Origin of the sequence: Nocardia puris (assembly GCF_003315035.1) — a bacterium.
In the GTDB taxonomy this organism is placed as follows: domain Bacteria; phylum Actinomycetota; class Actinomycetes; order Mycobacteriales; family Mycobacteriaceae; genus Nocardia; species Nocardia puris.
This window is the reverse complement of record NZ_QNRE01000003.1, coordinates 395,900-420,613: the sequence shown is the minus strand read 5'-3', so window position 1 is coordinate 420,613 and position 24,714 is coordinate 395,900. Positions and strand designations below refer to the sequence as shown.

Below are 24,714 nucleotides of genomic sequence, written 5' to 3'. Positions count from 1 at the left end.
CTAGGTTGTCATGGTGCAAAATCTCTGGACCGACCGCGAACTGCTCGAGCAGCTGGCGGACGAGGTGGAACTGAATCTGCGTCGCCACATCTCCGTCGCCGACGGCTGGCAGCCGCACGACTACGTGCCCTGGGACGACGGCCGCAACTTCGAGTTCCTCGGCGGCGTCGACTGGTCGCCGGAGCAGTCCGAGCTGAGCGAGGTCGCCAAGCTGGCGCTGACGGTGAGCGTGCTGATCGCCGACAACCTGCCCTCCTACCACCGCGAGATCGGCAAGTACCTGCGGATCGGGCCGTGGTGGCGCTGGGTCGGCCGCTGGACGGCCGAGGAGAACCGGCACGAGATCATGATCCGCAACTACCTCATGGTCACCCGGTCGGTGGATCCGGTGGAACTGGAGCGGCTGCGCATGGCGCACATGACCAACGGCTTCCGCCGCCCGCCGCTGCACCTGATCGATGTGCTCGCCAACTGCGCGTTCGAGGAGGCGGCCTCCGGCATCCGGCACCGCAACACCGCGGCGCTGAACGAGAACCCGATCGTCACCGCGATCGCCGAGCGCATCGCCGCCGACGACGAACTGCAGTCGGAGTTCTTCGCCGACCTGGTGGCGGCGGCGTTCGCGCTCACGCCCGATCAGACCATGCGGGCCATCGCCGATCGCGTGGCCGATTTCCACGTGCCCACCGCGCAGCTGCCCGACGGCCGTTCCAGCGACGAGCTGCTGGCCGAGGCCGGTATCTACGATCCGGCCAAGGAGGGTGAGCTGGTGTTCGCGCCGCTGCTGCGCCGCTGGAACGTCTTCGAGCGCACCGACCTCGGTGACGAGGGCCGTACGGCGCGCGCCGAGCTGGAGTACCTGCGGGAATTCCTGCCCGCGTGAGATCCGGTGGGAGGCCGGGCGGTGTCGCACCGCCCGGCCTTCGCCGTGTCTAGCCCTGCTCGCGCACCTTCGCCATGGACAGCACGTCGAGGCGGCGGTCCAGCTCCTCTTCGGTGAGCTTGTCGCCGATCAGGCCGCGGTCGATGACGGTCTGGCGGATGGTCTTCTTCTCCTTCAGCGCCTCCTTGGCCACGGCCGCGGCCTCCTCGTAGCCGATCGCCGAGTTCAGCGGCGTCACGATGGAGGGCGAGGACTCGGCCAGCGTGCGCAGGCGCTCCACGTCGGCGGTCAGGCCGCGAACGCACTTGTCGGCGAACAGGCGGGACACGTTGGCCAGCAACGTGATCGACTCGAGCACGTTGCGCGCCATCACCGGGATGTAGACGTTGAGCTCGAACGCGCCGCTCGCGCCGGAGAACGCGACCGCCGCGTCGTTGCCGATCACCTGCGCCGCCACCTGCGTCACCGCCTCGGGCAGCACCGGATTCACCTTGCCCGGCATGATCGAGCTGCCCGGCTGCAGATCCGGGAGCTGGAGTTCGGCCAGGCCGGTGAGCGGGCCCGACCCCATCCAGCGGATGTCGTTGGCGATCTTGGTGAGGCTCACCGCGACCACGCGCAGCGCGCCGGACAGCTCGACCAGGCCGTCGCGGGCGGCCTGGGCCTCGAAGTGGTCCTGCGCCTCCGACAGCGCGTCGATGCCGGTGGTGCGGACCAGCTCGGCCACCACCCGGGTGCCGAAACCGTCGGGGGCGTTGAGCCCGGAGCCCACCGCGGTGCCGCCGATCGGCAGTTCGCCCACGCGCGGCAGCGTGGCCATGGCGCGCTCGATGCCCGCCGCGATCTGGCGGGTGTAGCCGCCGAACTCCTGGCCCAGCGTCACCGGCACCGCGTCCATCAGGTGGGTGCGGCCGGACTTCACCACGGTGCGCCACTCGGTCGACTTGTCCAGCAGCGCCAGGCGCAGGTGGTCCAGGGCGGGCACCAGCTCCTTGATCACGGCCTCGGTGGCCGCCAGGTGCGTGGCGGTGGGGAAGGTGTCATTGGACGACTGCGACATGTTCACGTCGTCGTTGGGGTGCACGTCCACGCCGTTCGCCTTGGCGATGGAGGCGATCACCTCGTTGGCGTTCATATTGGAGCTGGTGCCCGAACCGGTCTGGAACACATCGATCGGGAACTGGTCGTCGTGCTTGCCCTCGGCGATCTCCGTCGCGGCGGCGATGATGGCGTCGGCCTTGGCGGCGTCGAGCAGCCCGAGATCCTTGTTCACCTTCGCGCACGCGGCTTTCAGCAATCCGAGCGCGCGAATCTGCGCCCGCTCCAGCCCGCGTCCACTGATCGGGAAGTTCTCCACGGCCCGCTGGGTCTGTGCCCGCCACAGAGCGTGCACAGGTACCCGGACCTCGCCCATGGTGTCGTGCTCGATGCGGTACTGCGTCTCCTCGGTCATGAACCCGACCCTATGCCGCGCGCGGGGCCTGTGGGGCTGCCACGCCTGAGCGGTTTGCCACAGGAACGGCCCCCGGAAGTCGGGTCGAAACCGACTCCCGGGCGGCTCCGTGTCGCGTGCCCCGGTCCGAGCGGGCGACTTGCTCGGCGAGCCGTTCTCCGGCCGGTGCGCGGCTGCCGTTTCCGGCGGACAGTGATCAGGACGAGAAGAGCATCTTGCCGAAGGCGCGGTGCTTGTGGTGATGGCCGTAGCCGTAGTGCGGAGCGGGCGCGCCCCAGGCGGGGGCGGCGGGCGGCGCGACGGGCGCGACCGGGGGGCGGCGGAGCCGCGTAGCCGGCCTCGAGGCGGGTCAGATTCTCGAGCTCGCCGCAGTCCAGGAAGATCCCCCGGCAGTTACCGCACTGCTCGATCTGCACCCTGCTGCGGTGGTAGGTCTGCATGAAACCCACACTTCGGACACTGCATTCCGGCCACGCTACTCGGATCCGACGACCTATGCGCGCATCACGATATGGCGTCTACGGCAGCAATCCGCCGGCACGCGTCCACCAAAGCCGTGTCCAGATCATCCAATTCGCGTCCGGACAGGGCGGCGGTGACGAGCGCGAGCGCCGCCGCCTGCACGGCGACCGCTCGTGCCGGGAGGTCCAGCGCCGCCCATTCGTCGCCCTCGGCGGGCACCGCGACACCACCCGCGTCGCGGTACGCCGTGAGAAAACGCTGCCAGGCGGCCGGTTCCAGCACGCCGGCCGCGAACATCGCGGCGGGGCGGGCGAGATCCCAAGCGGGATCGCCGATTCCGAGGTCGTCGATGTCGATCAGCCGCCAGCCGCCGTCCGTCACGCACACCAGCTGGCCCAGGTGGAAGTCGCCGTGCGTCAACGCCCGGCCCGCCGAATTCAGTTCCGGCAATCGAGCGAATGCGTGGCACACGACCTCGGCGGCGGCGCTGTGCACCGCGTCGCCCGCGTCCCGCAACCGCCGCACCGCGCGCCGCACACGGCCGGGTCCGCCCGCTCGCGGCAAACCCCGCCCCCGCGTTTCGGTTCCGTGTAACCGCGCCAGGAGCGCGGCCGCCTCCTCCCACGGCGCCACGTCGGGATCGACCGGGTCGACCGGTTTCCCGTACGGCCACACCGTCAGCATCCGCCGCTTGCGCCAGGTGATCAGGGCCCCGGCCACCCGCACGGGCCGCAACAGCGGGCCGTGCGCGCCCGACTCCTCGGCCAGCGTGAGTCGCGAAACCAATTCCACCCCACAGGTTTCCGCCGCGTGCGCCTTCACGACCACATCCCCGGTCCGGACGACGAGAACGTCCGCCCGTTCCACCAGCACGGTGGGCGGCCCGTGACCCCCGCCCGCACCGACTCCCACTGCAACTGTCTCTTTGACGAGTTCCATTGCGCTGAAACGTAATTCATGCCCGACGATCACCTCCCCATCTTCCCCGCCGCGCCGGTCCCGCGCACCCGAACCCCATACGGAATCCACAATGCGACATCCCCGCTATCCCGCCGCGACACCACCGCTATCGGGTGGCCTGCCCGGCTCCATTGGTGCGCACCATGTCACCGTGGGCGGCCGTGCTCGCCCTGGAAGCGGCGGCTCCCGCTCTTTGCCTGTCCAGGGTGGCTTCTACTGCGTACCGGCCACGGCCGTACCTGTCCGGATGCGTGGCTCTTTCAGTGTGCCGACCGGGAGGTGGCTCCAGCAGTGTGCCCGTCCGGGAGACGGCCGCCGCCGTGTGCGGGGCAGCGGCGCGCTCCTGCGGTGGTCCCGTCCCGGAGACAGCCCTACTGTGCTCCTGTCCGCCGGGCAGTCCCTACTGCGTGCGGGGGAGGGGGGTGGCGTTGGTGAGGGCGGTGGCGAGGGTGGTGAAGGATTCGTCGTTGCCCGCGCCCTTGATGACGATCCGGGCATCACCGAAGTCGGCGATCCAGGCGGTTTCCTCGGTGGGCTCGGTGTACACGACCCACTTCTGCTCGCCGATCTGCTCGGCGCCGGTGGCGTAGCGCGAGCCGAGCAGGAACCGGGCGAAGGACTCCTCGGTGGCGCTGCTCTGCGCGACCTGCATGTAGCGGCCCTGCGGGGTGAGGAAGCCGACCACGCTGACGGCGCCGCCGCCCTCGCCGGTGATGGTGTCGCGGCGGCCGGAGTTCGGCGTCCAGCCCTCGGGCAGGTCGGGGTTGCGGATCGGGAACGAGAGCGTGCGCGCGTCGGAGCCGAGCGCGGCGTCCACATCGAAGTTCGGGATCTGGCCCGGCGTCGGGCCCTGCGCGGCGAAGGTGCACTGACTGGCCAGCCCGGCGAAGACCACGACGATCAGCACCAGCGGGATCAGCGAGAAGAACAGATCCTTGTAGCTGTGCAGGATGCGTGGCTTTTGGTACGACACACTCCCAGTATCCACGGTGCCGGGATCGCCGGTCGCCGGGCACCCCACCGGCTCCGACCAGGGGTGCACGGGCGCGCCATCGCGGAATGAGACAATCGTCCGGTACGTACCAACCGAGGAGGCACCCCGCAATGACGGCATCTTCCCCCGCTCCCAGCCGCCGCGAGGCGCCCGACCGCAACCTGGCGCTCGAACTGGTCCGCGTGACCGAGGCGGGCGCCATGGCCGCCGGTCGCTGGGTGGGCCGCGGTGACAAGGAAGGTGGCGACGGCGCGGCCGTCGACGCCATGCGGCAGCTGGTCAGTTCGGTGTCCATGCGCGGCGTCGTGGTGATCGGCGAGGGCGAGAAGGACGAGGCGCCCATGCTGTACAACGGCGAGGCCGTGGGCGACGGCACCGGCCCCGACGTGGACTTCGCGGTCGACCCGATCGACGGCACCACGCTGATGTCGAAGGGTTCGCCGGGCGCCATCTCGGTGCTGGCGGTGGCCGAGCGCGGCGCCATGTTCGATCCGTCGGCCGTGTTCTACATGCACAAGATCGCGGTCGGCCCCGAGGCCGCCGATGTGATCGATATCTCGGCCCCGATCGGCGAGAACATCCGCCGCGTCGCGAAGGCGAAGAACTCCTCGGTCTCCGACCTCACCGTCTGCATCCTGGACCGGCCCCGCCACACCGAGCTCATCCAGCAGACCCGCGACGCGGGCGCGCGCATCCGCCTCATCTCCGACGGCGACGTCGCGGGCGCCATCGCCGCGGCCCGTCCCGAATCCGGCACCGACATCCTGGTCGGTATCGGCGGCACCCCCGAGGGCATCATCGCCGCGGCCGCGATCCGCTGCATGGGCGGCGAGCTGCAGGGCATGCTGGCCCCCAAGGACGACGACGAGCGCCAGAAGGCGATCGACGCGGGCCACGATCTGGACCGCGTGCTCACCACCTCCGACCTGGTCGCCGGCGAGAACGTCTTCTTCTGCGCGACCGGCGTCACCGACGGCGACCTGCTGCGCGGCGTGCGCTACTTCGGCGGCGGCGCGTCCACCCAGTCGATCGTGATGCGCTCCAAGTCGGGCACCGTCCGCATGATCGACGCCTACCACCGCCTGACCAAGCTGCGCGAGTACTCCTCGGTGGACTTCGACGGCGACGAGGGCGCGGTGCCGCCGCTGCCCTGATCGGCGTCGATACGCGGCCCGCGTTCCGAATCGGAGCGCGGGCCGTTGTCGTCGCGAGGACCGCGCGGATCGTCGGCGTGTGCGATGCGCGGCGGAGTGCGGCCGAGGAACCCCGCCACCGACCCGTGGCCGTGACCCCGGACGGTCAGTCTGCGGCGTCAGTCGTTCTCGGATTCCCCATGGCTCAGCGCGTCCTCGACCCGTTTGCGCGCGCCCGCCAGGTGCTCCTCGCACCGGTTGGCCAGCGCCTCCCCGCGCTCCCACAGCGCCAGCGAGTCGTCGAGGTCCAGCCCGCCCTGCTCGAGCATCTTGACGACGTTCACCAGCTCGTCGCGGGCGCGTTCGTAGCCGAAGGTCGCGATCTCGGCCAGTTCGTCCTTGCCGGGCTCGGCCAAGGTCACTTCCCTCCTGTGTGCTGGCGGGCGCCGAGTTCCCGGGTACCGAGGGCGGCGGCGGTGACCGCGCCGTCGGCGACCCGGATGCGCAGCTGGCTGCCCGCGGGCGCGTCCTCGATGGTGCGCACGACATGGCGTTCGGCGCCGGTCACGCGTTGCACGACAGCGTAGCCGCGGGCCAGTGTCGCGGCCGGGCCCACCGCCGTCAGCTTCTCGCGCAGATGCCGCGTGGCGGTGTACTCGGCGCGGATCAGGTGGTCGACATCGCGGCGGGCGGCGGTGCGCAGCCGGGCGATCTCCTCGCCGCGCCGGTCGATCTCGCGCAGCGGATCGGCCAGCACGGGCCGCGACCGCAGCTGCGCGAGCGCGCGGGTCTCGCGGTCCACCCAGCCCCGCAGGGCGGCGGCCGAACGGGCGCGCAGTTCGCGCACACCGGCCAGTTCGGCGGCGGCGTCGGGCACGACGCGTTTGGCGGCGTCGGTGGGGGTGGCGGCGCGCAGGTCGGCGACGTAGTCCGAGAGCGGGTTGTCGGGTTCGTGACCGATCGCGCTCACGATCGGCGTGGTGGCGGCCACGATGGCGCGGCACAGCGCCTCGTCGGAGAACGGCAGCAGATCCTCCACGCTGCCGCCGCCGCGCGCCAGCACGATCACGTCGACGGACGGGTCTCGATCCAGCTCGGCCAGCGCCTCCAGGATCTGCGGCACCGCGGTGGGCCCCTGCACGGCGGTGTTGCGGATCGCGAAACGCACGGCGGGCCACCGGTTCTCGGCGACGCTCACCACGTCGTGCTCGGCGGCGCTCGCGCGTCCGGTGATCAACCCGACGGTGCGGGGCAGGAACGGGAGGGGCCGTTTGAGCCGCGGATCGAACAGGCCCTCGGCATCCAGCAGCGCCTTCAAGCGCGCGATGCGGGCCAGCAGTTCGCCGACGCCGACGGGCCGGATCTCGACCACCCGCAGCGACAGCGTGCCGCGCCCGGTGAAGAAGGTGAGTTTGCCGTACACCACCACCCGGCTGCCCTCTTGCAGCGGGACGGGTGAGCGGCGCAACAGGTCGGCCTCGCAAGTGACCTGCAGGGACATATCGGCCGACGGGTCACGCAGCACCAGGAAGGCGGTGCGCGCCCCGGGGCGCAGGGAGATCTGGGTGACCTGGCCCTCGACCCAGACGCTGCCGAGCCGCTCGATCCACTGCATGACCTTCACGGCCACCGAGCGCACCGGCCAGGGATTCTCGGCGGAATTCGCCGGAGTCTGCTGCCCGCTCTGTGTCATACGGACAGGTATACGCGGCGGGTCCGACCGGTTCGTGCTCGGCCGGCCCGCCGCGTGGCCGCTGGGACAGCGGTCACTGGGCCCGGACGGTGGCGATCCGGTTCGTCAGCATGGTGACGAACGGCGCGCGGGCGTGCGTCTGCTGCTCGTAGTCCAGCAGCGCGGTGAGGTCGTCGATGGTCAGCATGCGCAGGCGGGCGCGCAGCTGGGCCAGGGTCATGTTGTCGTAGTCGTAGCGGACCGCGATCTCGGGGACCACGATCTCCACCGGCTCCGGCGCGACCGGCTCCGGTGTGATCTCGGTTACCTCGGCCTGCGCGGCGGCGTGGCCGTTGGCCGAGACCGGCTCCTCGGCGGTGAACAGGTCGAACGCGCTGACCTGTGCGGCGGCGCCGGAGGTTTGCCCGTTGGTCAGATCCTCGTCGAAGGTGGCCCATTCGGGCTGCTCGACCGGCTTGCCGCCCAGACGCTCGAACACGCCGTCGCCCTTGAGAGCGAGGCTGGTCACGAACTGCTGGACGTGCATCGTGGTCTGCAGCACCTGACTGATCGCGGTGATCGGGAAGTTCAGCGCGACGGTCGGTAGCCGGCGGGTTTCTTCAATGGCGTAGACGGCGGCACCGGCGGCGACCCGTGCCACGAACGGAGGTCGAAACATGGTCATAGCCTGCCCGATACGTCGTGATCTGCAAAGACTCCGGGTGCCGCGGCCGGGCGGGCGCGCGTCGAGTGACCCGGTGTACTCGCCGATCGTAGTGTTAATTGCTGTCACAGACACATTCTGTAGGAAGCCCGCCGGATGCCGCAGCCCGGCCTTCGTCCGGGCGCTCGCCACTCGCCCGGCCCACGTAAGCTGAGGGGCATGTCTTCGGCCATCCCCCTGAACGTCGGAATCGCCCGCTCCGCGGGCGGTGTGAAAACCGAGGCCGACGGTGGCAAGCGCGTGCTGCTCGCCGAGCCGCGCGGCTACTGCGCCGGCGTCGACCGCGCGGTGGAAACCGTGGAGAAGGCGCTGGAGAAGCACGGCGCCCCTATCTACGTGCGCAAGGAGATCGTGCACAACCGCCACGTGGTGGAGACGCTGCGCGAGCGCGGCGTGGTCTTCGTCGACGACACCGACGAGGTGCCGCACGGCGCGGTCGTGGTGTTCTCAGCGCACGGCGTCTCCCCGGCCGTCCACGAGGCCGCCGCCGCGCGCGACCTGCACACGATCGATGCGACCTGCCCGCTGGTCACCAAGGTGCACCAGGAGGCCAAGCGCTTCGCCCGCGACGACTTCGACATCCTGCTCATCGGCCACGAGGGCCATGAGGAGGTCGAGGGCACCGCCGGTGAGGCGCCCGACCACGTGCAGCTGGTGGACGGTCCCGACGCGGTGGACCGCGTCACCGTCCGCGACGAGAGCAAGGTGATCTGGCTCTCCCAGACCACGCTGAGCGTCGACGAGACCATGGAGACCGTGCAGCGGCTGCGGGAGCGCTTCCCCTCGCTGCAGGACCCGCCCAGCGACGACATCTGCTACGCCACCCAGAACCGCCAGGTCGCGGTGAAGGCGATGGCGCCGGAGTGCGATCTGGTGATCGTGGTCGGCTCGCGCAACTCGTCGAACTCGGTGCGGCTGGTCGAGGTGGCGCTCGGCGCGGGCGCACGGGCCGCCCACCTGGTGGACTACGCCCGCGAGGTCGACCCGGCCTGGCTGGAGGGCGTGCGCACGGTCGGCATCACCTCGGGCGCGTCGGTGCCCGACATCCTGGTGCGCGGCGTGCTCGACATGCTCGCCGAGTACGGCTTCGGCGAGGTGCAGCCGGTCACCACCGCCAACGAGACGCTGGTGTTCGCGCTGCCCCGCGAATTGCGCACCGCCCGCCGCTAGAGACTTTCCGGCTTGCGCCGCTGGGGGCGGCCGGGTTCCCGGTCGCGGTAGCGGACGTTCGGCTGCGGATGGGGTGGCGCCTCGGCTCGTCCGCGCGCCCCGCGCGCGGGCTCGGCCTCGCCGCGCGGCACCGCCGCGGGCCTGCCACCGCGTGCCGGGGGCCTGCCTTCCCGTCCGCGCGCGCCTACCCGGGGCGGCGCGTCCGCGACGTCGCGGGGCGGGCGACGGCCGGGGCGCGGGGGTTCGTACTTGTCGGTCACCGGATCATCGATCTCCGGCTGCGGCCTGCGCGGGCGGCGCTTCGCCTGCGGCGCCTCCTTCTTCGCGACGCGCGGCTCCGGACGCTTCTCCGCGCGTTTCATCGAGCGCTTGTCCTCGCGCTTCGCCATCGCACTGCGGCCCCAGCTGGTGCCCCGCCTGGCCTGGGTCGACTTCTCCGCCGCCGCCTCGCGCCGGTGCAGCAGGATGCGCGCCGCGCCGATCGCCAGCACCAGCGCGGTGGCCAGCATCATCGTCGGGAACCGGTTGACCAGCGGGATCGCCAGGTTGAACAGGATGTCCTTGATGCCGGTGGAGGAGCTTCCGGTGAGCTGCTGGTACGCCAGCGGCACGGCGAGGAACAACAGCAGCGGCGGTAACACCAGCGTGGTGAAGATCCCCCGGTAGCGCACGGCGAGCACCGCGGCGACACAGCCGATGACGTAGAGCGCGGCGAAACTGCCGGTGAGGTCGGTCTGGTCGCCGTGGGCATCGATCAGGAAGCCGAGCAGCGTGCACGCGACCGCGATCAGAACCGCCGACCAGGCCGGGACACCCGGCACCGTCGGCAGGATGGAACGCTGCGGCGCGGGCACCTCGGATCGCACACGTTGGGAAGGAGCCACACAGTGCACACTAACCGCCACGGCGGCGGTGGGTGTCAACGCAGGGCCGAAGGGGCACCTGCGCCTTCCCTACGGCGGTGCGCGGCGTCGGCCCGTCAGTGTGGATCGTCCACGTCGGCGAAACCGACCGTTCGCGGCCGGACGTCCACCCGGCCGATCGCGGGTACCTCCTGTTCGGCGATCTCCAAGTCGTGGAGCTTGCGGGCGGTGACCATCACCCGGGATTCGACCGAGGCCACGGCGTAGTTGTAGGCGTCCACGGCCTTGCCCAGCTGGGTGCCGAGGCGGTCCAGGTGCCTGCCCGTCATGCCGAGCCGGGTGTGGAGTTCGCGGCCCAGCCGCTGCACCGCCGCCATATCCCGCGAGACCGCCTCCTGGCGCCAGCCGAACGCGATGGTGCGCAGCAGGGCGACGAGCGTGGTGGGAGTAGCGAGGATCACGTTCCGGCCGAACGCGTACTCCAGCAGGCCCGAATCGGTGGTGAGTGCCGCGTCGAGGAACGGGTCGCCGGGCACGAACAGCACCACGAACTCGGGGGCCGGGTCGAACGCCGCCCAATACTGTTTGTCGGCCAGCTGGTCGACGTGGGCGCGCAAGTGTTTGGCGTGGCGGGCGAGTAGGTCGGCGCGCACGTCGGGATCGTCGGTGGTGGCCGCGTCCAGATACGCGGAGAACGGGACCTTGGCATCCACCACGATGTGCCTGCCACCGGACAGGTGCACCACCAGATCGGGCCGCACCACGCCGGTGCGGTGCTCGTCGCCCGCCGCGCGATGCACCTGGGTGGAGAAATCACAGTGCTTGGTCATCCCCGCCAGTTCCACGACGCGCTCGAGCTGGATCTCGCCCCACCGGCCGCGCACCTGCGGCGCCCGCAGCGCCGCGACCAGCTGACTCGTCTGGCCCGCCAGCTGGTGCGAGGTGCGCTGCATGGTGGCCACCTGCTCGCGCAGCCCGGCGTAGGCGTCGACGCGGTGGCGCTCCACCTGCTGGATCTGCTGGTTCAGCACGCCGACGGCCTCGCGCAGCGGTTCCACCAGCGTGCCCACCGCGTGCGAATGCCTGCGCGCCGCATCCTCGTTGGCCGCGTGCAGCGATTGCCGCAGCAGCCGCTCGTTCTCGCTCGCCGCCGCCAGCCGCGCCTCGGCGGCCACGGCCCGCTGCCCCGCGCGCGCCGCGTGGCCGAGCCAGCCGATGCCCGCCCCGGCGGCGAACACCAGCAGCAACGCGACGAGCATCGGTGCGGTCATGGCGCCGATAGTGCCGCACCCCACCGACAGGTTCGCGGACCTGCCCGCGTGTCCGCGTGGCGACACGCCAGCCGATTGCCACTTGTCGGTGGGTGGGCCTACGGTTTCGGGCCATGCGGATCCTGCACACCTCGGACTGGCATATCGGCCGGACGTTCCACGGCGTCGATCTGCTTGCCGATCAAGCGTGTTCGCTGGCGGCCGTCGCCGAGTTGGTGGCGGCGGAATCGGTGGACGTGGTGGTGGTGCCCGGCGACGTGTACGACCGCTCCATTCCGAGTGCCGACGCGATCGCGGTGTGCAATAGGGGTTTCGAGGCGATCCGCGCGGCCGGCGCGCGCATCGTGGCCACGGCGGGCAATCACGATTCGCCCACCCGGCTGGGCGCGGGGGCGAGTTTCGCGGCCGCCGGCGGGCTGCACCTGCGCACCACCGTCGCCGAGGCGCACCGGCCGGTGCTGCTCGCCGACGCGCACGGCGAGGTCGCGTTCTACGGCATCCCGTACCTGGAGCCGGATGTCACGCGCGCCGAACTCGGTGTGCCGCAGGCGCGTTCGCACGCCGAGGTGCTCGACGCCGTGATGGCGCGGATCCGGGCCGATATCGCGGAGCGGCCGGGGGTGCGCACGGTGGTGCTCGCGCACGCGTTCGTGGTGGGCGGCGCGGCGACCGGTTCGGAGCGGTCCATCTCGGTGGGCGGGGTCGAGACGGTCCCGCTCTCGGCGTTCGACGGCATCGATTACGTGGCGCTGGGGCACCTGCATTCGCCACAGGCACTCTCGGAGTCGGTGCGCTATTCGGGCTCGCCCCTGCCGTATTCGTTCGCGGAGAACTCCCACCGCAAGGCCGTGTGGATCGTGGACCTGGACGAGTCGGGGCTGAGTGCGGTCGAGCGCCGCGATCTGCCCGTTGTGCGCGGGTTGAGCAACCTCACCGGAACCCTGGAGGAATTGCTTTCCGACGCGACGCACGAGGCCGTGGTCGACCACTACGTGTCCGCGATCCTCACCGACGACACCCGCCCGATCGACGCGCTGCGCAAACTGCGCGAACGTTTTCCGCACGCCGTGCACGTGGAATGGCAACGGCCGGGCGGCAATCCGGAGCTGCACTATCGTGAGCGTGTGCGCGGCCGCCGCGATGCCGAAGTGGCGCAGAGCTTTCTGACCGATGTGCGCCGCGAGCCCACGGCGGGCGAGATGGTGTGGGTGGAGCGCGCGCTGGCGGCGGCGGTGCGCGAATCGGATCGGCCGGCTCCGGTCGTCCTCGAGGACGGATCGGTGACGGAGGGGCTGACGGCATGAGCGGGTGGGGTGAGCCGCTGACGCGCTTCGCCTGCGCTGAGGGGGCACGACGCGTGGGTGAGCTGCTGGCGCGCTCCGTGCGTGCTGGAGCCGAGCGGGCGCGGTGCGTATGAATGCGCGGGTGGGTGAGCTGCCGGTGTGCGTCGCGTGTGGCCGAGACGAGCGGGCGCGCGGCATGAGCACGTGGGTGATCACGGCAGGGATGTCGCGGCCGATGGAACGCGGCGGTGCCGCCGCTGAGACCCGAGCGCCCGGACGAGGACGGGCACTGTTCGCGGGGAAGCGTGGGAGCCCGCCACACGGCTCGACGGGTGGGATCGGGGTGGTGAGGTGAGGCTGCATCGGTTGGAGATGACGGCGTTCGGCCCGTTCGCCGCGCCCACGGTGGTCGATTTCGACGCCCTCGGCGCCGACGGGCTGTTCCTGCTGCACGGGCACACCGGGGCGGGCAAGACGACCGTGCTCGACGCGATCGCGTTCGCCCTGTACGGCAAGGTCCCGGGCGCGCGGGGGGAGAGCAAGCGGCTGCACTCGGATCACGCGTCCCCGCAGACGCCGCCGCGCGTGGTGCTGGAGGCGACGCTGGGCGGGCGGCGGCTGCGGCTCACGCGCACACCAGAATTCGAGCGGCCGAAGCTGCGCGGCACCGGTATGCGCACCGAGCCCGCGAAGGCCACGCTGGAATGGCTGGACGGCGCCGGGGTCAACCTGGCGCGCATCAGCGATATCGGCGACGAGATCATCCGCCTGCTCGGCATGAGCGCCGACCAGTTCTTCCAGGTGGTGCTGCTCCCGCAGGGCGATTTCGCCCGGTTCCTGCGCGCCGAGAACGAGGAGCGCGAGAAGCTGCTCGAAAAGCTCTTCGACACCGAGCGTTTCGGCACCGCCGAACAGTGGTTGCTGGAACGCAAACGCGTGGCGGGCGCGGAACTGGACACCCAGCGCGAGCACATCGAGCGGCTCATCGCCCAGATCCGGGGCGCGGCCGGGCTGAGCGCGACCGATTCGGTGGGCACCGTGGACGCCGTCGGCTGGTCCCAGGACCTGCTCACCGCCGCCCGCGCCGACCTCACCGCCGCCTCCGCCGAGGTCGAACGGTGCCGCGCCGAATCCACCCGCCTGAGTGAGCACGCCGACGCACAGCGCAGGCTCGCCGAACAGCGCCGCCGCATGGACGCCGCCCGGCATCGTTTGGACGACTACGCCGCCGGGGCGCCGCATCGCTCCGCCCTCGCCGCCGAGCTGGACCTGGCCCGCCGCGCCCAGCCCGTCAAGGAAGCCATCGACGAGGCGCGCGACGCGGTGATGAACTCGCGTAAGCGGGAATCCGAAGCGCATTCCGCCGCACGGAAACTCGCCGACGCACTGCTGGACCCGCGCGCCGCGGACCTCGGTGGGCTGGACCTGCTGACCGGTGTATCCGCCGCCGACCCTGAACAATCAGGCACAGGGGCCGGCCCCGCCACCGAGCCGGGGATTCGCGTGGACGCCGATCTCGGTGCCGCGATCTTGCGGTGGGGCAAACGCATCGGCGCGCTGGACGAGGTCCGCTCCGACGCGAAGGCCGCCGAACAGCTGTCCGCCGAGCTGGCCGGCCTGCGCACCGAATCGGAGGCGGTGGCGCGGCGCATGGGTGAGCTGGCGGCGTCGCGGGAGCGGTTGCCCGCGGCGATCGCCGCCGCCGAGGCCAGGATGCGCGAAGTGTCCGACGCGGCCGCGACGCTGCCCGCGCTGAGCGCCGAGTTGGAACGTCTGCAATCGGCCACCGCGGCGGCCGTCGAATTGACCGGTCGCCGAACGGATCTGGACCGCGCCCGGGTCACCTACGAGACCGCCCGCGCCACCCACAACGACGCCAAGGAGCGGGTGCTCGACCTGCGCGAGCGCCGCCTGTCCGGGATGGCGGCCGAGCTCGCGGGCCAGTTGGTCACGGGCCATCCGTGCAAGGTGTGCGGATCGCCGGACCATCCCGATCCGGCGACGCCCGGGGCGAGCGCGGTCTCCGACGCGGCGGAACGGAAGGCGGCCGAGGCCGAGCGCGCCGCCGAAGCCGAGCGCGATACCGCGCTGACGGTCGTCACCGGCTTGGAGCGCGAGATCGAGGCGCTGATCGCGCGCGGCGGCGACACCGACCGCGTCGAACTCGCCGCCGCTCTGCGCGGCGTCACCGCCCGCTACGAGGACGCCGCCGACGCCGCCGAACAGATCGAGGCCGCCTCCGCCGACGTCACCCGCCTGCGCACCGACGAAACCCGCCTGCACGACGATCTGCGCGCCGCCGAAGCCCGCCGCAGCGCGCTGGCCGCCCGGCTCTCGGCCGGCGAAGCGCGCCTCGCCGAACTCACCGAACGCCTGCGCGCCGCCGCGGGCGCGGACACGACCGTCGAAGCGCGCCGTGCCCGCCTCGACGCACTGGTCGCGGCCGCCGACGCCCTGCGCGCCGCCCGCGCGGCCGCCACCGCCGCCCGCGAACAGGTCACCGCGCTCGCCGATCGCGTCGAAAACCTCGCCCGCGCCGCAGGTTTCCTGCTCGAAGGGGAGTCGGCCGCCGATCCCGATTCCGTTGCGACGGATTCCACGCAACTCCACGTGGATGGCGTACGCGCCGGGGCGGACGCTGTGCGCGCGGAGACCGGTTCGGCAGGCGCCGCACCGGATAACGTTGCGGCGGAACGTGGTTCGGCCACCCCGCCCCGCGACGACATCGCCCTGCTCGCCGCCTACGCCGTGGTCGTGAAGGCGGCGGCCCGAACCCCCCAGCGACAGCGGGAGATCGAGTCCGAACTCACCGCCGCCGAGCACGCCCGGGCGCACGCCGAACAGGTTCTGGCCGAGCCGGAGAGCGCCGCCGCGGCCACCGCCGAACTCGACGACCCCGCCGAGCTGGAACGCCGCTTGCACGAGGCGCGCGAGCGCCTCGAGACCGCGGCCGCCGCGCAGTCCGAGGCGGCGCGGCGGGTGCAGTTGCTGGAGGAGCTCGGCGCCCAGCTGTGGACCGAGGTGGAGCGGATCGGTCCGCGCAGGCGGGCCTACGAGGAACTGGCGGGCGTGGCCGACGTGGTCGCGGGGCGCGGCGAGAACAACCGCAAGATGTCGCTGCGCTCGTACGTGCTGGCCGCCCGGCTCGAGGAAGTGGCGCTGGCGGGCTCGGAGCGGCTGCGCCGAATGTCCGGTGGCCGTTACGAATTCGTCCACACCGACCGCGCGGGCCGCCACGGCAGGCGCGGCGGCCTCGGCCTGGACATCCGCGACGACTACACCGGCGCCATCCGCCCCGCCAAAACCCTCTCCGGCGGCGAGACCTTCATGGCGTCGCTGTCCATGGCGCTGGGCTTGGCCGACACCGTCGCCGCCGAATCCGGCGGCATCGCCCTGGACACCCTGTTCATCGACGAGGGCTTCGGCGGCCTCGACGCCGACACCCTCGACGCCGTCATGGGCGTCCTCGACGAACTCCGCGCCGGCGGCCGCGTCGTCGGCATCGTCAGCCACGTCGATGAAATGCGCCAGCGCATCCCCAGCCGCCTCCACGTCCTGCGCGACCGCACCGGCTCCCACCTCCGCACCACTGTCGCCTGAGCTGTTCAGCGCGCGCGGCGCCGGGGAGTACGAGCGGGTGCGCGGCGCCCGTCGCGAGTCCTACGAGTACCTGCCGACCGATGACGAGCATTGGCAGCGGGCGTTCGCGGCGCAGCGGGAGCTGGCGCGCACCGGACGGCACCGAGAGGTCGGGATCGCCGACCTACTCTTCCTCGTGCGCCAGCAACCACCGCTTCGCGTACAACCCCCAGCGGAACCCGCCCAGCGCACCACCGATGCGCGTCACCCGGTGGCACGGGACGAACAGGGCGGCGGCGTTGCGGGCGCAGGCGTTGGCGGCGGCGCGGGTGGCGTCGGGGCGGCCGGAGAGCGCGGCGAACTCGGTGTAGGTGACGGGCGCGCCCGCGGGTACCTTGCGCAGGATGTCCCAGGCGTGCATGAGGAATTCGCCGGAGCGCTGGCGCACGGGGATGTCGTCGATGGCCGCGATATCGCCCTCGTGGTACGCGCCGACCGCGTCGGTGACCTCGCCGAGGGAGTCGCGCGGCCGCAGGTCGGCGGGCCGCAGGCTCGGGTGGATGAGGCCTCGCAGCGTCTCCGGATCGCCGGTCCAGCCCGACGCGAGGACCGCGCCGTCACCGTCCACGATCGTGGTGAACGGACCGATCCTGGTCTGGACGAAGGCGTAGTCGGCGGTGCTGGAGGTGGTCATGAGATGCTCGCTTTCGGCTGTGCGGCAAGGGAATCCGAGGGTCGGGCGGCGCGCTGACGCAGCGCGGCGCGCCATAGGTGCATGGAGAGATAGGACCGCCACGGCGCCCAGCGCCCCGTGTCGGTGAGGTCGACGCCGAGCAGGTCCGCGCCCTGGCGGACCACCAGGTCGGTGGCGAGCAGCACGTCGGGATCGGCCAGCAGGCGCATGGTCACGTAATCGGCGGTCCACGGGCCCACACCGTCCAGCGCGAGCAGGTCGCGGCGCAGGTCGGCGGCGGTGCGCCCGGCGTGCAGCACCAGATCGCCGGAGGCCAGGGCGGCGGCCGCGCCCACGATCGAGCGGATGCGGCGCGCGGGCCCGGTGAGCACCTCGGCTCCGCGCTCGGCGATCACGGCCGGGGTGGGGAACAGTCGCGGCACCGGACCCTCGACGGGTTCGCCGAGCGCCTCCACCAGCCGGGCCGTGTGGGTGGCGGCCGCCGACACCGAGATCTGCTGCCCGATCATGGTGCGCAACAACAGTTCCGGGCCGTCGAGGCAGCCTGGCACTCGGATGCCGGGCGTCAGCTGGGGACGGGAACGACCGTTCGATCGGCCGCCGGCGTCATCCGGTGCGGCGCCACCGGAGTCGGGCCCCGACACCCCGAGCGCCTCATCGATCCCGACCGGGTCGGCGTCCAGATCCAGCAGGTGCCGCACCCGGGCGACGGTCGGCGCGAGATCGCGCATGTCGTGCAGTGCCAGCTCGGCGCGCACGTGATCGCGCTGGAAGCTGAGCCGGGCGGCCGCGTGACCGTGCGGCGTGCGCAGGTTCCTGGTGTAGACGCGGTCCTCCCACAGCTCCATACCGGGCACCACGTGCGCCGAGAGGAACCATTCGAGCCACGCCTTGTCCAGCGGCTCCCGATACGGAAGGCGCAGGGAGAGAACGCCGTTCGCCACGGGTGCGGACCGGGCCGGATTCCGCTGCGCGCGCTGGGCCTCGGTGCGCATGGTGGTGGGACTCACCGCGAACACCTCGCGCACCGTGTCGTTGAACTGGCGGATGCTCGCGAACCCGGCCGCGAACGCGATATCCGACATCGGCATGTCGGTGGTCTGGATGAGCAGCCGCGCGGTGTGCGCGCGATGGGCCCTGGCCAGCGCCAGCGGTCCGGCGCCGAGTTCGGTGGTGAGCACCCGCGTGAGCTGGCGCTGCGAATACCCGAGGGTGGCGGCCAGCGCGGGCACCCCACCCCGTTCGATGACGCCGTCGCCGATGAGCCGCATGGCCCGCGCCGCCAGATCGGCCCGCGTGTTCCACAGCGGCGAACCGGGCGCGGCGTCGGGCAGGCAGCGGCGGCAGGCCCGGAACCCCGCGTGCTGCGCGGCCGCGGCCGTCGGCAGGAAGGTGACGTTGGCGCGCTTCGGCGTGATCGCGGGACATGAAGGGCGGCAATAGATTCCGGTGGTACGCACGGCCGTGAAGAACTGGCCGTCGAAGCGCGAGTCGCGCGTCGACACCGCCCGATAGCATCGTTCGAAATCCAACCCCGTGATGGTCACGTCCTCCACAATGTCAGCTCCCGCCGGACCGTGCTAGCGGAAAACGGACGCGTACGAGGAACGTGGCCTCACCTGCGCGGAAGCCGTGCCGGCGCCCTCAGCAACAGCGGTTCGAGGGGTTGCGGTCGGCGGCGTCGTGCCGCTCGCGCCAGTACTGCCGCTCGGTCGGAATCGGACGGTCCGGATGCATGCGGCGCAGGTGCGCCACGTAGCGCTGGTAGTCCTGCCCGCCGACGATCGCGTCGAACCAGCGCAGCAGGCCGCGCGCACCCGCGCCCGCGCGCCGCAGGACGCCCGGTCCGGACCGGGCGTCCCGCGGCGCGGGGACGTTCACGCGTGCGTCTCCGCCTTCGTGAGCGCCGCGCCGGGCGCGCGCACCTTGCCCGAGGCGATCAGCTCGTCCCATTCCTTCTGCACCGCCTTCTCCGCCGGGGTCGCGAAGAACCCGCTGGGCGCGAAGATCTTCGACGGCTCCTCCGGCGACTCGGTGGTGGACGTGCCGCCGGAACGCCACGCCTTCAGGCATACCAGCGCACCCACCACCGTGACCACCAGTACCAGTCCGGCGAACACGATGGACAGCGTGCCCTGGATGAAGGTGTTGCGGATGACGGTGTCGACTTCCTCGGGCGTCTTGGCGGTGAGGCACAGCTGCCCGGCCTCCTTTGCCTGCTGGCAGATGCTGTGCTGCTTCCAGTAACCCACCTTGGGGTCGGCGGAGAAGATCTTCTGCCAGGACGCGGTCATCGTCACGATCAGGTCCCACACCAGCGGGATGCCGGGAATCCAGGCCCATTTCACCAGGCCCTTCTTCACGATGATCGTGAGCACCACCATCAGCGCGACCGCCGCCAGCAGCTGGTTGGCGATGCCGAACAGCGGGAACAGGGCGTTGATGCCGCCCAGCGGATCGGTGACGCCCATCAGCAGGATGGAACCCCACGCGGCCACCACGAGCAGCGAGCACACCCACGCGCCCACCCGCCAGGACGGGTCCTTGAACTTGCGCAGCGGGCCGCCGAAGTTGCCCAGCGCGTCCGACATCATGAACCGCGCCACGCGGGTGCCCGCGTCGATGGTGGTGAGGATGAACAGCGCCTCGAACATGATCGCGAAGTGGTACCAGAACGACTTCATGCTCTCGCCGCCCAGGAACTGGTGGAACACCTCGGCGATGCCGACGGCCAGGGTGGGCGCGCCGCCCGTGCGGGAGATGACGCTGGCCTCGCCGACGTCCTCGGCGGCTTGGGAGAACGTCTCCGGCGTCGCGGGCGGGCCGGACAGGCCGAGCGAGTTGGTGTAGTCGGCGGCCGATTCCGGAGTGCCGCCGGTGAGGCCCAGCGGCGCGTTCATGGCAAAGTACAGGTGCTGGTCGATGATGCAGGCGGTGATGATCGCCATGACCGCGACGAACGATTCGGTCAGCATGCCGCCGTAGCCGATCATCCTGGCGTTGGATTCCTTCTCCAGCAGTTTCGGCGTGGTGCCCGAGGACACCAGCGCGTGGAAACCGGAGAGCGCGCCGCAGGCGATGGTGATGAACAGGAACGGGAACAGGCTGCCCGCGAACGCCGGTCCGGTGCCGGAGATGGCGAAATCGGAGACGGCGGGCGCGTTGAGCACCGGCATGGTGATGAGGATGCCGACGGCCAGCAGCGCGATGGTGCCGATCTTCATGAACGTGGACAGGTAGTCGCGCGGGGCCAGCAGCAGCCACACCGGCAGCACCGAGGCCAGGAACCCGTACCCGATGAGCAGCCACGCGATGGTGGTGCGCGAGAGCGTGAACCAGTCCGTGCCCCAGTCGGTTTCGGCCACCCAGCCGCCGGACACGATGGCCAGCAGCAGCAGGACCAGGCCGATCGCGGAGACCTCACCGACCCGGCCGGGCCGCAGGTACCGCAAGTAGACGCCCATGAACAGCGCGATCGGGATGGTCATCGCGATGGAGAACACGCCCCACGGGCTCTCGCCGAGCGCGTTCACGACGACCAGCGCCAGCACCGCCAGCAGGATCATCATGATGACGAGGATGCCGACGATGGCCGCCACGCCGCCGACCGCGCCGAGTTCGTCGCGCGCCATCTGCCCGAGGCTGCGGCCCCGGCGCTTGGTGGAGGCCCACAGCACCAGGTAGTCCTGCACCGCTCCGGCCACGCACACGCCGACCACGATCCAGATCGTGCCGGGCAGGTAGCCCATCTGCGCGGCCAGCACCGGGCCGACCAGCGGTCCGGCGCCCGCGATGGCGGCGAAGTGGTGTCCGTAGAGCACCCGCCGGTCCATCGGCATGAAATCCTTGCCGTTCTCCAGGATCTCGGCCGGGGTGGCGACGTCGTCGCGCGGTTTGGTGATCTTCCACTCGATGAATTTCGAGTAGAAGCGGTAGGCGATGACGTAGGTGCAGACCGCGGCGATGACGATCCACACCGCGTTGACGTTCTCCCCGCGCGCCAAGGCCAGGATGGCCCAGGCGAGCGCACCGAGTATCGCGATCCCCGCGAACACGGCCTTCTTGGCCGGAGTCATCGGAGTCCGGTCGACCACGCCGACGGGCGGCAGGCCGGGGTCGGTCCGCAGATATTCGATTGTCGCCATCTGCCCTACTCTCCCCTGCGAAACGCACAGGATCTTGCGGAAAACAGGTGAAAAGGTAGCCGATCGCCGTTCGGGGCCGTGCCGTATCGGGTCGCCGCCGGACAACCGTTAAATATTGTTCGTGTGTCGTCGGCCACCGCGACAGCCGCCGGACGTATGCTCCCACCCGGTCCGCAGCCCGCCGTCGCCGGAGGAAGCCGCACTGGAATCGATCCCGCCGTCGCCCGCCCGGTTCCGCAGGCGGACGCTGATCGGCGCGGCACTGGCCGCGCCGCTGCTCGCGGGCGGCTGCGGCGCCGACGACGACGCGCTCACCTTCTTCTTCCAGGCCCGCCCGGAGGAGGCACGGGTGCGGCTGCGGATCATCGACGAGTTCCGGGCGCGCCACCCCGACATCCGGGTGCGGACGATCATGTCCGGGCCCGATCCGCTGCAACAGATGCTCACCTACTGCGCGGGCGGCAAATGCCCCGACGTGCTGATGGCGTGGGAACTGCTCTACGCGGGCCTGGCGGCGCGGGGTGTGCTGCTGGATCTGAACACGCTGCTGGACCGCGAGCCGGAGTACGCGGCGGCGCTGCGGGCAGACAGCTATGCCACGCTCTACGACACGTTCACCTATCGAGGCGGGCAGTACGCCTTGCCCGAGCAGTGGTCCGGGGTGTTCCTCTATTACAACCGCGACCTGTGCGCTGCGGCCGGTGTGCGCCCGCCCGCGCGGTGGCGCGACGCCTGGACCTACGAGGAGTTCCTGGACGCCACGCGCGCGCTCACCCGGCACGACGGGCGCAGCACGCGATGGGGTTTCGCCGACGCGTGGGTGCCCTACTTCTCCGCCGCCTGCTTCGGCATGAACAACGGGTCGGAATGGTTCACGCCCCCGGTCGATCCGGTGCGCGCCAACTTCGACGACCCGGGATTCGCGGCGGGATTCCAGTTCTACGCCGACCTTGCCGTGCGGCACCGTGTCGCGCCGAGAGTCGATGACCGGCAGTCGATTTCGGCGCCCGATCTGTTCCGGCGCGGGCGGGCCGGGATGGCGTTGGGCGGGCACTGGCTGTATTCGGAATTCGCCGGGATCGAGGGCCTGCCCATCGATCTGACGGTACTGCCGGTCGGTCCGGACGGTGGACCCGGGGCGATCACCGACGTGGGCTGCACCGGGCTCGCCATCGCCGCCGACAGTCCGCGTATCGAACAGGCCTGGGAATTCGTGAAGTTCGCGACGGGGCCGGTGGGGCAGGAGATCGTGGCGGCGTCGGGATTGTTCGTGCCGGTGTTGAAATCGGCGATGGCGTCGCCGGGGTTCGCGCGGGCGCATCGCGATATCGCGAACCTGGCGGTGCTGACCGAAGGGCCGGAAAGTTCACGGGCACTGCCGATTACGCCGACGTGGGGGAAGGTGTCGGCGCTGCTCGAGCGCGGCGGGAACCGGGTGCTGCGAGGCGCGGCGACGGCGGAGTCGCTGGGCGGCGGATTCACGGCGGACGTGAACGCTTTGCTGGAGGCGCGATGAGAGCGGGGGTTCTCGGCGCGTCGCAGAAGCGCGCGGTGGCACCGGCTTCGGCGGACACCGGTGGACGTCCCGGCGCGCTCGCGCGGACCCGGGAGCGGGCGGGGTGGTTGTTCATCGCGCCGAATCTGCTGGCGGTGCTGGTGTTCCTGGTGTTTCCGCTGGTGTTCTCGCTGTACCTGAGCTTCCACTCGTGGGATCTGTTCAGCCCGCCGCAGTTCGTCGGACTGCGGAACTACCGTCGGTTGTTCGGCTCCGATCCGCTGTTCCTCATCGCGCTGCGCAATACCGCCGTATTCACGGTGCTGACCTTGGTGCCGACCGTAGTGATCGGGTTGGGGATCGCGGGTCTGCTCAATCGAAAAGTGCCGGGGATAGGCGTATTCCGGACCATGGCGTTCCTGCCGCTGGTCGCTTCGACCGTGGCGATGGCGGTGGTGTGGCGGTTCATGTTCACCACAGACGGCGGGCTGCTGAACGTGATGCTCGGCTGGGCGGGCGTACCGGCCGTGCCTTGGCTGACCGATCCGGATTGGGCGCTGGTCTCGTTGAGCATCGTCACGGTGTGGAAGAGCCTGCCGTTCGCGACCGTCATCCTGTTGGCCGCGATGCAGGGTGTACCCGAAACGCTGTACGAGGCGGCGAAGATCGACGGGGCAGGTGTGCTGCGGAGGTTCCGGTCGATCACGCTGCCGCTCATCCGGGGACCGCTCTCGTTCGTCTTCGTGATCACGGTGATCAATTCGGTGCAGGCGTTTGACCAGGCGTACGCGCTCACCGGCGGCAACGGCGGACCGGAGACGGGGACGTACCTGCTGGGAATCATGTTGTTCCAGCACGCCTTCGGGTTCTACGAGGTCGGGTACGCCTCAGCGCTGGCGTGGGTGATCTTCGGGATTCTCCTGGTGCTCACGGTGATCCAGCTGCGATTGGCGCGGCGGGCGGAGAGTGACCTGTGAGGGTGCTGATTCGCGAGGCGCGAGTGCCCGAGCCGAACGCTGTCGGGGCACCCGGACCCGGGTCCGGGCGGCCCGCGACCGGTGACCGGCGGTGATGCCGAAGGGCCGGGCCGAGCGGGGGATTCGGCGCAGGGTGGTGCAGGGCATCTGCGTCTACCTCGCGCTGGTGGCCGTCGCGTGGTGCGCGCTGGGGCCGATCCTGTGGGCGCTGTCGGGGGCGTTGAAGTCCGACGGCGAGATCGTCGAGCCGGAGGTGCTGCCCGAGAGCCCGCGGTGGTCCAACTTCGGGCGGGTGTTCGAGGTGCTGCCGATGGGCCGGATGCTGCTCAACACCGCTGTCTACGCCGCGTGCGTCACGGCGGGGCAGGTGTTCTTCTGCTCGCTGGCCGGATACGCGTTCGCGCGCTTGCGGTTTCGCGGGCGGGACGTGCTGTTCCTGGCATACCTCGCCACGCTGATGGTGCCGCTCACCGTCACCGTTATCCCGCAGTTCCTGCTCATGCGGGCCTTCGGGTGGGTGGACACGCCGTGGTCGATGATCGTGCCCGGCCTGTTCGGCAGCGCCTTCGGCACCTACCTCATGCGGCAGTTCTTCCGTACGCTCCCCGACGAACTGGAGGAGGCGGCCATCCTCGACGGCTGCACCACCTGGCAGGTCTACTGGCGCGTCCTGCTCCCGCACACCCGCCCGGCCCTCATGGTCCTGGCGGTCCTCACCTGGATCACCGTGTGGAACGACTTCCTCTGGCCGCTGGTGATGATCCAGCGGAATGAATACGCCACCGCCACTTTGGGTCTGGTGCGCCTGCAAGGGCAGTACTACTCGCAGTGGCCGCTGCTGATGGCGGCGGCGATGGTGATTCTCGCGCCGTTGGTCGCGGTGTACGCCGTCGCGCAGCGGGCGTTCCTGCGCGGGACGGCGATGTCGGGGTTGGGTGGGCGGTGAGGTTGGGGGC

21 protein-coding genes are annotated in these 24,714 nt (G+C 71.0%); 8 read left to right on the top strand and 13 right to left on the bottom strand.

What is annotated here, in order from left to right; all coding sequences use genetic code 11:
• The first annotated feature begins 10 nt into the window (after nucleotides 1-10).
• Entirely contained in the window at nucleotides 11-883 is an 873-nt protein-coding gene (locus tag DFR74_RS12045; RefSeq protein ID WP_067508293.1) for an acyl-ACP desaturase, read from the top strand.
• A gap of 49 nt (nucleotides 884-932) precedes the next feature.
• On the opposite strand, the gene DFR74_RS12040 is transcribed toward DFR74_RS12045, so the two are convergent.
• From DFR74_RS12040 to DFR74_RS12025, 4 genes are all read right to left on the bottom strand, one after another.
• Entirely contained in the window at nucleotides 933-2,336 is a 1,404-nt protein-coding gene (locus tag DFR74_RS12040; protein ID WP_067508295.1) for a class II fumarate hydratase, read from the bottom strand.
• Nucleotides 2,333-2,776 carry a TFIIB-type zinc ribbon-containing protein gene (locus tag DFR74_RS36635; RefSeq protein ID WP_198161722.1) on the bottom strand — a complete coding sequence of 148 codons (444 nt, stop codon included), beginning with the start codon at nucleotides 2,774-2,776 and terminating at the stop codon, nucleotides 2,333-2,335. Before DFR74_RS36635 ends, DFR74_RS12040 begins: the two co-directional genes overlap by 4 nt.
• A gap of 64 nt (nucleotides 2,777-2,840) precedes the next feature.
• The gene (locus tag DFR74_RS12030; protein WP_067508297.1) at nucleotides 2,841-3,737 is read right to left on the bottom strand and encodes an aminoglycoside phosphotransferase family protein; all 897 of its coding nucleotides are present in this window, start codon (nucleotides 3,735-3,737) and stop codon (nucleotides 2,841-2,843) included.
• Nucleotides 3,738-4,158: 421 nt separating this feature from the next.
• Complete coding sequence (locus DFR74_RS12025; RefSeq protein WP_067508342.1) at nucleotides 4,159-4,731, bottom strand: DUF4245 domain-containing protein; 573 nt, start codon at nucleotides 4,729-4,731, stop codon at nucleotides 4,159-4,161.
• Nucleotides 4,732-4,862: 131 nt separating this feature from the next.
• On the opposite strand from DFR74_RS12025, the gene glpX reads away from it, so the two are divergent.
• Entirely contained in the window at nucleotides 4,863-5,906 is a 1,044-nt protein-coding gene (glpX, locus tag DFR74_RS12020) for a class II fructose-bisphosphatase (RefSeq protein WP_067508299.1), read from the top strand.
• Nucleotides 5,907-6,064: 158 nt separating this feature from the next.
• Here glpX and DFR74_RS12015 read toward each other — a convergent pair whose 3' ends face one another.
• From DFR74_RS12015 to DFR74_RS12005, 3 genes are all read right to left on the bottom strand, one after another.
• Nucleotides 6,065-6,301, bottom strand: coding sequence for an exodeoxyribonuclease VII small subunit (locus tag DFR74_RS12015; protein WP_067508343.1), 237 nt, complete (start codon nucleotides 6,299-6,301; stop codon nucleotides 6,065-6,067).
• A 2-nt stretch (nucleotides 6,302-6,303) separates the two neighbouring features.
• Nucleotides 6,304-7,578, bottom strand: coding sequence for an exodeoxyribonuclease VII large subunit (gene xseA, locus DFR74_RS12010; RefSeq protein WP_067508301.1), 1,275 nt, complete (start codon nucleotides 7,576-7,578; stop codon nucleotides 6,304-6,306).
• A 73-nt stretch (nucleotides 7,579-7,651) separates the two neighbouring features.
• Nucleotides 7,652-8,236, bottom strand: a complete 585-nt coding sequence (locus DFR74_RS12005) for a lipid droplet-associated protein (RefSeq protein WP_084537537.1) — start codon at nucleotides 8,234-8,236, stop codon at nucleotides 7,652-7,654.
• 204 nt (nucleotides 8,237-8,440) lie between these two features.
• Here DFR74_RS12005 and DFR74_RS12000 point away from each other — a divergent pair, with 204 nt between their 5' ends.
• On the top strand, nucleotides 8,441-9,451 hold the full coding sequence (locus tag DFR74_RS12000; protein ID WP_067508305.1) for a 4-hydroxy-3-methylbut-2-enyl diphosphate reductase: 1,011 nt from the start codon (nucleotides 8,441-8,443) through the stop codon (nucleotides 9,449-9,451).
• Here the strand turns inward: DFR74_RS12000 and DFR74_RS11995 are convergent.
• Together DFR74_RS11995 and DFR74_RS11990 are read right to left on the bottom strand one after the other, a co-directional pair.
• Nucleotides 9,448-10,335 carry a DUF6542 domain-containing protein gene (locus tag DFR74_RS11995; RefSeq protein WP_113975078.1) on the bottom strand — a complete coding sequence of 296 codons (888 nt, stop codon included), beginning with the start codon at nucleotides 10,333-10,335 and terminating at the stop codon, nucleotides 9,448-9,450. The genes DFR74_RS12000 and DFR74_RS11995 overlap by 4 nt on opposite strands.
• Before the next feature lie 95 nt (nucleotides 10,336-10,430).
• Complete coding sequence (locus DFR74_RS11990; protein ID WP_067508346.1) at nucleotides 10,431-11,585, bottom strand: DNA recombination protein RmuC; 1,155 nt, start codon at nucleotides 11,583-11,585, stop codon at nucleotides 10,431-10,433.
• A gap of 113 nt (nucleotides 11,586-11,698) precedes the next feature.
• On the opposite strand from DFR74_RS11990, the gene DFR74_RS11985 reads away from it, so the two are divergent.
• Together DFR74_RS11985 and DFR74_RS11980 are read left to right on the top strand one after the other, a co-directional pair.
• Nucleotides 11,699-12,889 (top strand): exonuclease SbcCD subunit D, encoded by a 1,191-nt coding sequence (locus tag DFR74_RS11985; RefSeq protein WP_067508348.1) that lies wholly within the window; start codon nucleotides 11,699-11,701, stop codon nucleotides 12,887-12,889.
• A 330-nt stretch (nucleotides 12,890-13,219) separates the two neighbouring features.
• Nucleotides 13,220-16,468: an AAA family ATPase gene (locus DFR74_RS11980; protein ID WP_067508350.1), complete on the top strand. Its 3,249-nt coding sequence runs from the start codon at nucleotides 13,220-13,222 to the stop codon at nucleotides 16,466-16,468.
• A 163-nt stretch (nucleotides 16,469-16,631) separates the two neighbouring features.
• Here the strand turns inward: DFR74_RS11980 and DFR74_RS11970 are convergent, their stop codons facing one another.
• The 4 genes from DFR74_RS11970 to DFR74_RS11955 form a co-directional block, all read right to left on the bottom strand.
• The gene (locus DFR74_RS11970) at nucleotides 16,632-17,141 is read right to left on the bottom strand and encodes a methylated-DNA--[protein]-cysteine S-methyltransferase (RefSeq protein ID WP_067508352.1); all 510 of its coding nucleotides are present in this window, start codon (nucleotides 17,139-17,141) and stop codon (nucleotides 16,632-16,634) included.
• Entirely contained in the window at nucleotides 17,138-18,697 is a 1,560-nt protein-coding gene (locus tag DFR74_RS11965; protein ID WP_067508354.1) for an Ada metal-binding domain-containing protein, read from the bottom strand. The genes DFR74_RS11970 and DFR74_RS11965 overlap by 4 nt, the downstream gene beginning before the upstream one ends.
• Nucleotides 18,698-18,785: 88 nt before the next feature.
• The gene (locus DFR74_RS37075; protein ID WP_067508478.1) at nucleotides 18,786-18,977 is read right to left on the bottom strand and encodes a YbdD/YjiX family protein; all 192 of its coding nucleotides are present in this window, start codon (nucleotides 18,975-18,977) and stop codon (nucleotides 18,786-18,788) included.
• Nucleotides 18,978-19,018: 41 nt separating this feature from the next.
• Complete coding sequence (locus tag DFR74_RS11955) at nucleotides 19,019-21,286, bottom strand: carbon starvation CstA family protein (protein WP_067508356.1); 2,268 nt, start codon at nucleotides 21,284-21,286, stop codon at nucleotides 19,019-19,021.
• A 211-nt stretch (nucleotides 21,287-21,497) separates the two neighbouring features.
• Between DFR74_RS11955 and DFR74_RS11950 the strand changes: the two genes are divergently transcribed.
• The 3 genes from DFR74_RS11950 (at nucleotide 21,498) to DFR74_RS11940 (ending at nucleotide 24,704) form a co-directional block, all read left to right on the top strand.
• On the top strand, nucleotides 21,498-22,802 hold the full coding sequence (locus DFR74_RS11950; protein WP_067508481.1) for an ABC transporter substrate-binding protein: 1,305 nt from the start codon (nucleotides 21,498-21,500) through the stop codon (nucleotides 22,800-22,802).
• Nucleotides 22,799-23,758, top strand: a complete 960-nt coding sequence (locus DFR74_RS11945; RefSeq protein ID WP_084537539.1) for a carbohydrate ABC transporter permease — start codon at nucleotides 22,799-22,801, stop codon at nucleotides 23,756-23,758. Before DFR74_RS11950 ends, DFR74_RS11945 begins: the two co-directional genes overlap by 4 nt.
• A 94-nt stretch (nucleotides 23,759-23,852) precedes the next feature.
• The gene (locus DFR74_RS11940) at nucleotides 23,853-24,704 is read left to right on the top strand and encodes a carbohydrate ABC transporter permease (protein WP_067508359.1); all 852 of its coding nucleotides are present in this window, start codon (nucleotides 23,853-23,855) and stop codon (nucleotides 24,702-24,704) included.
• Nucleotides 24,705-24,714: the final 10 nt, after the last annotated feature.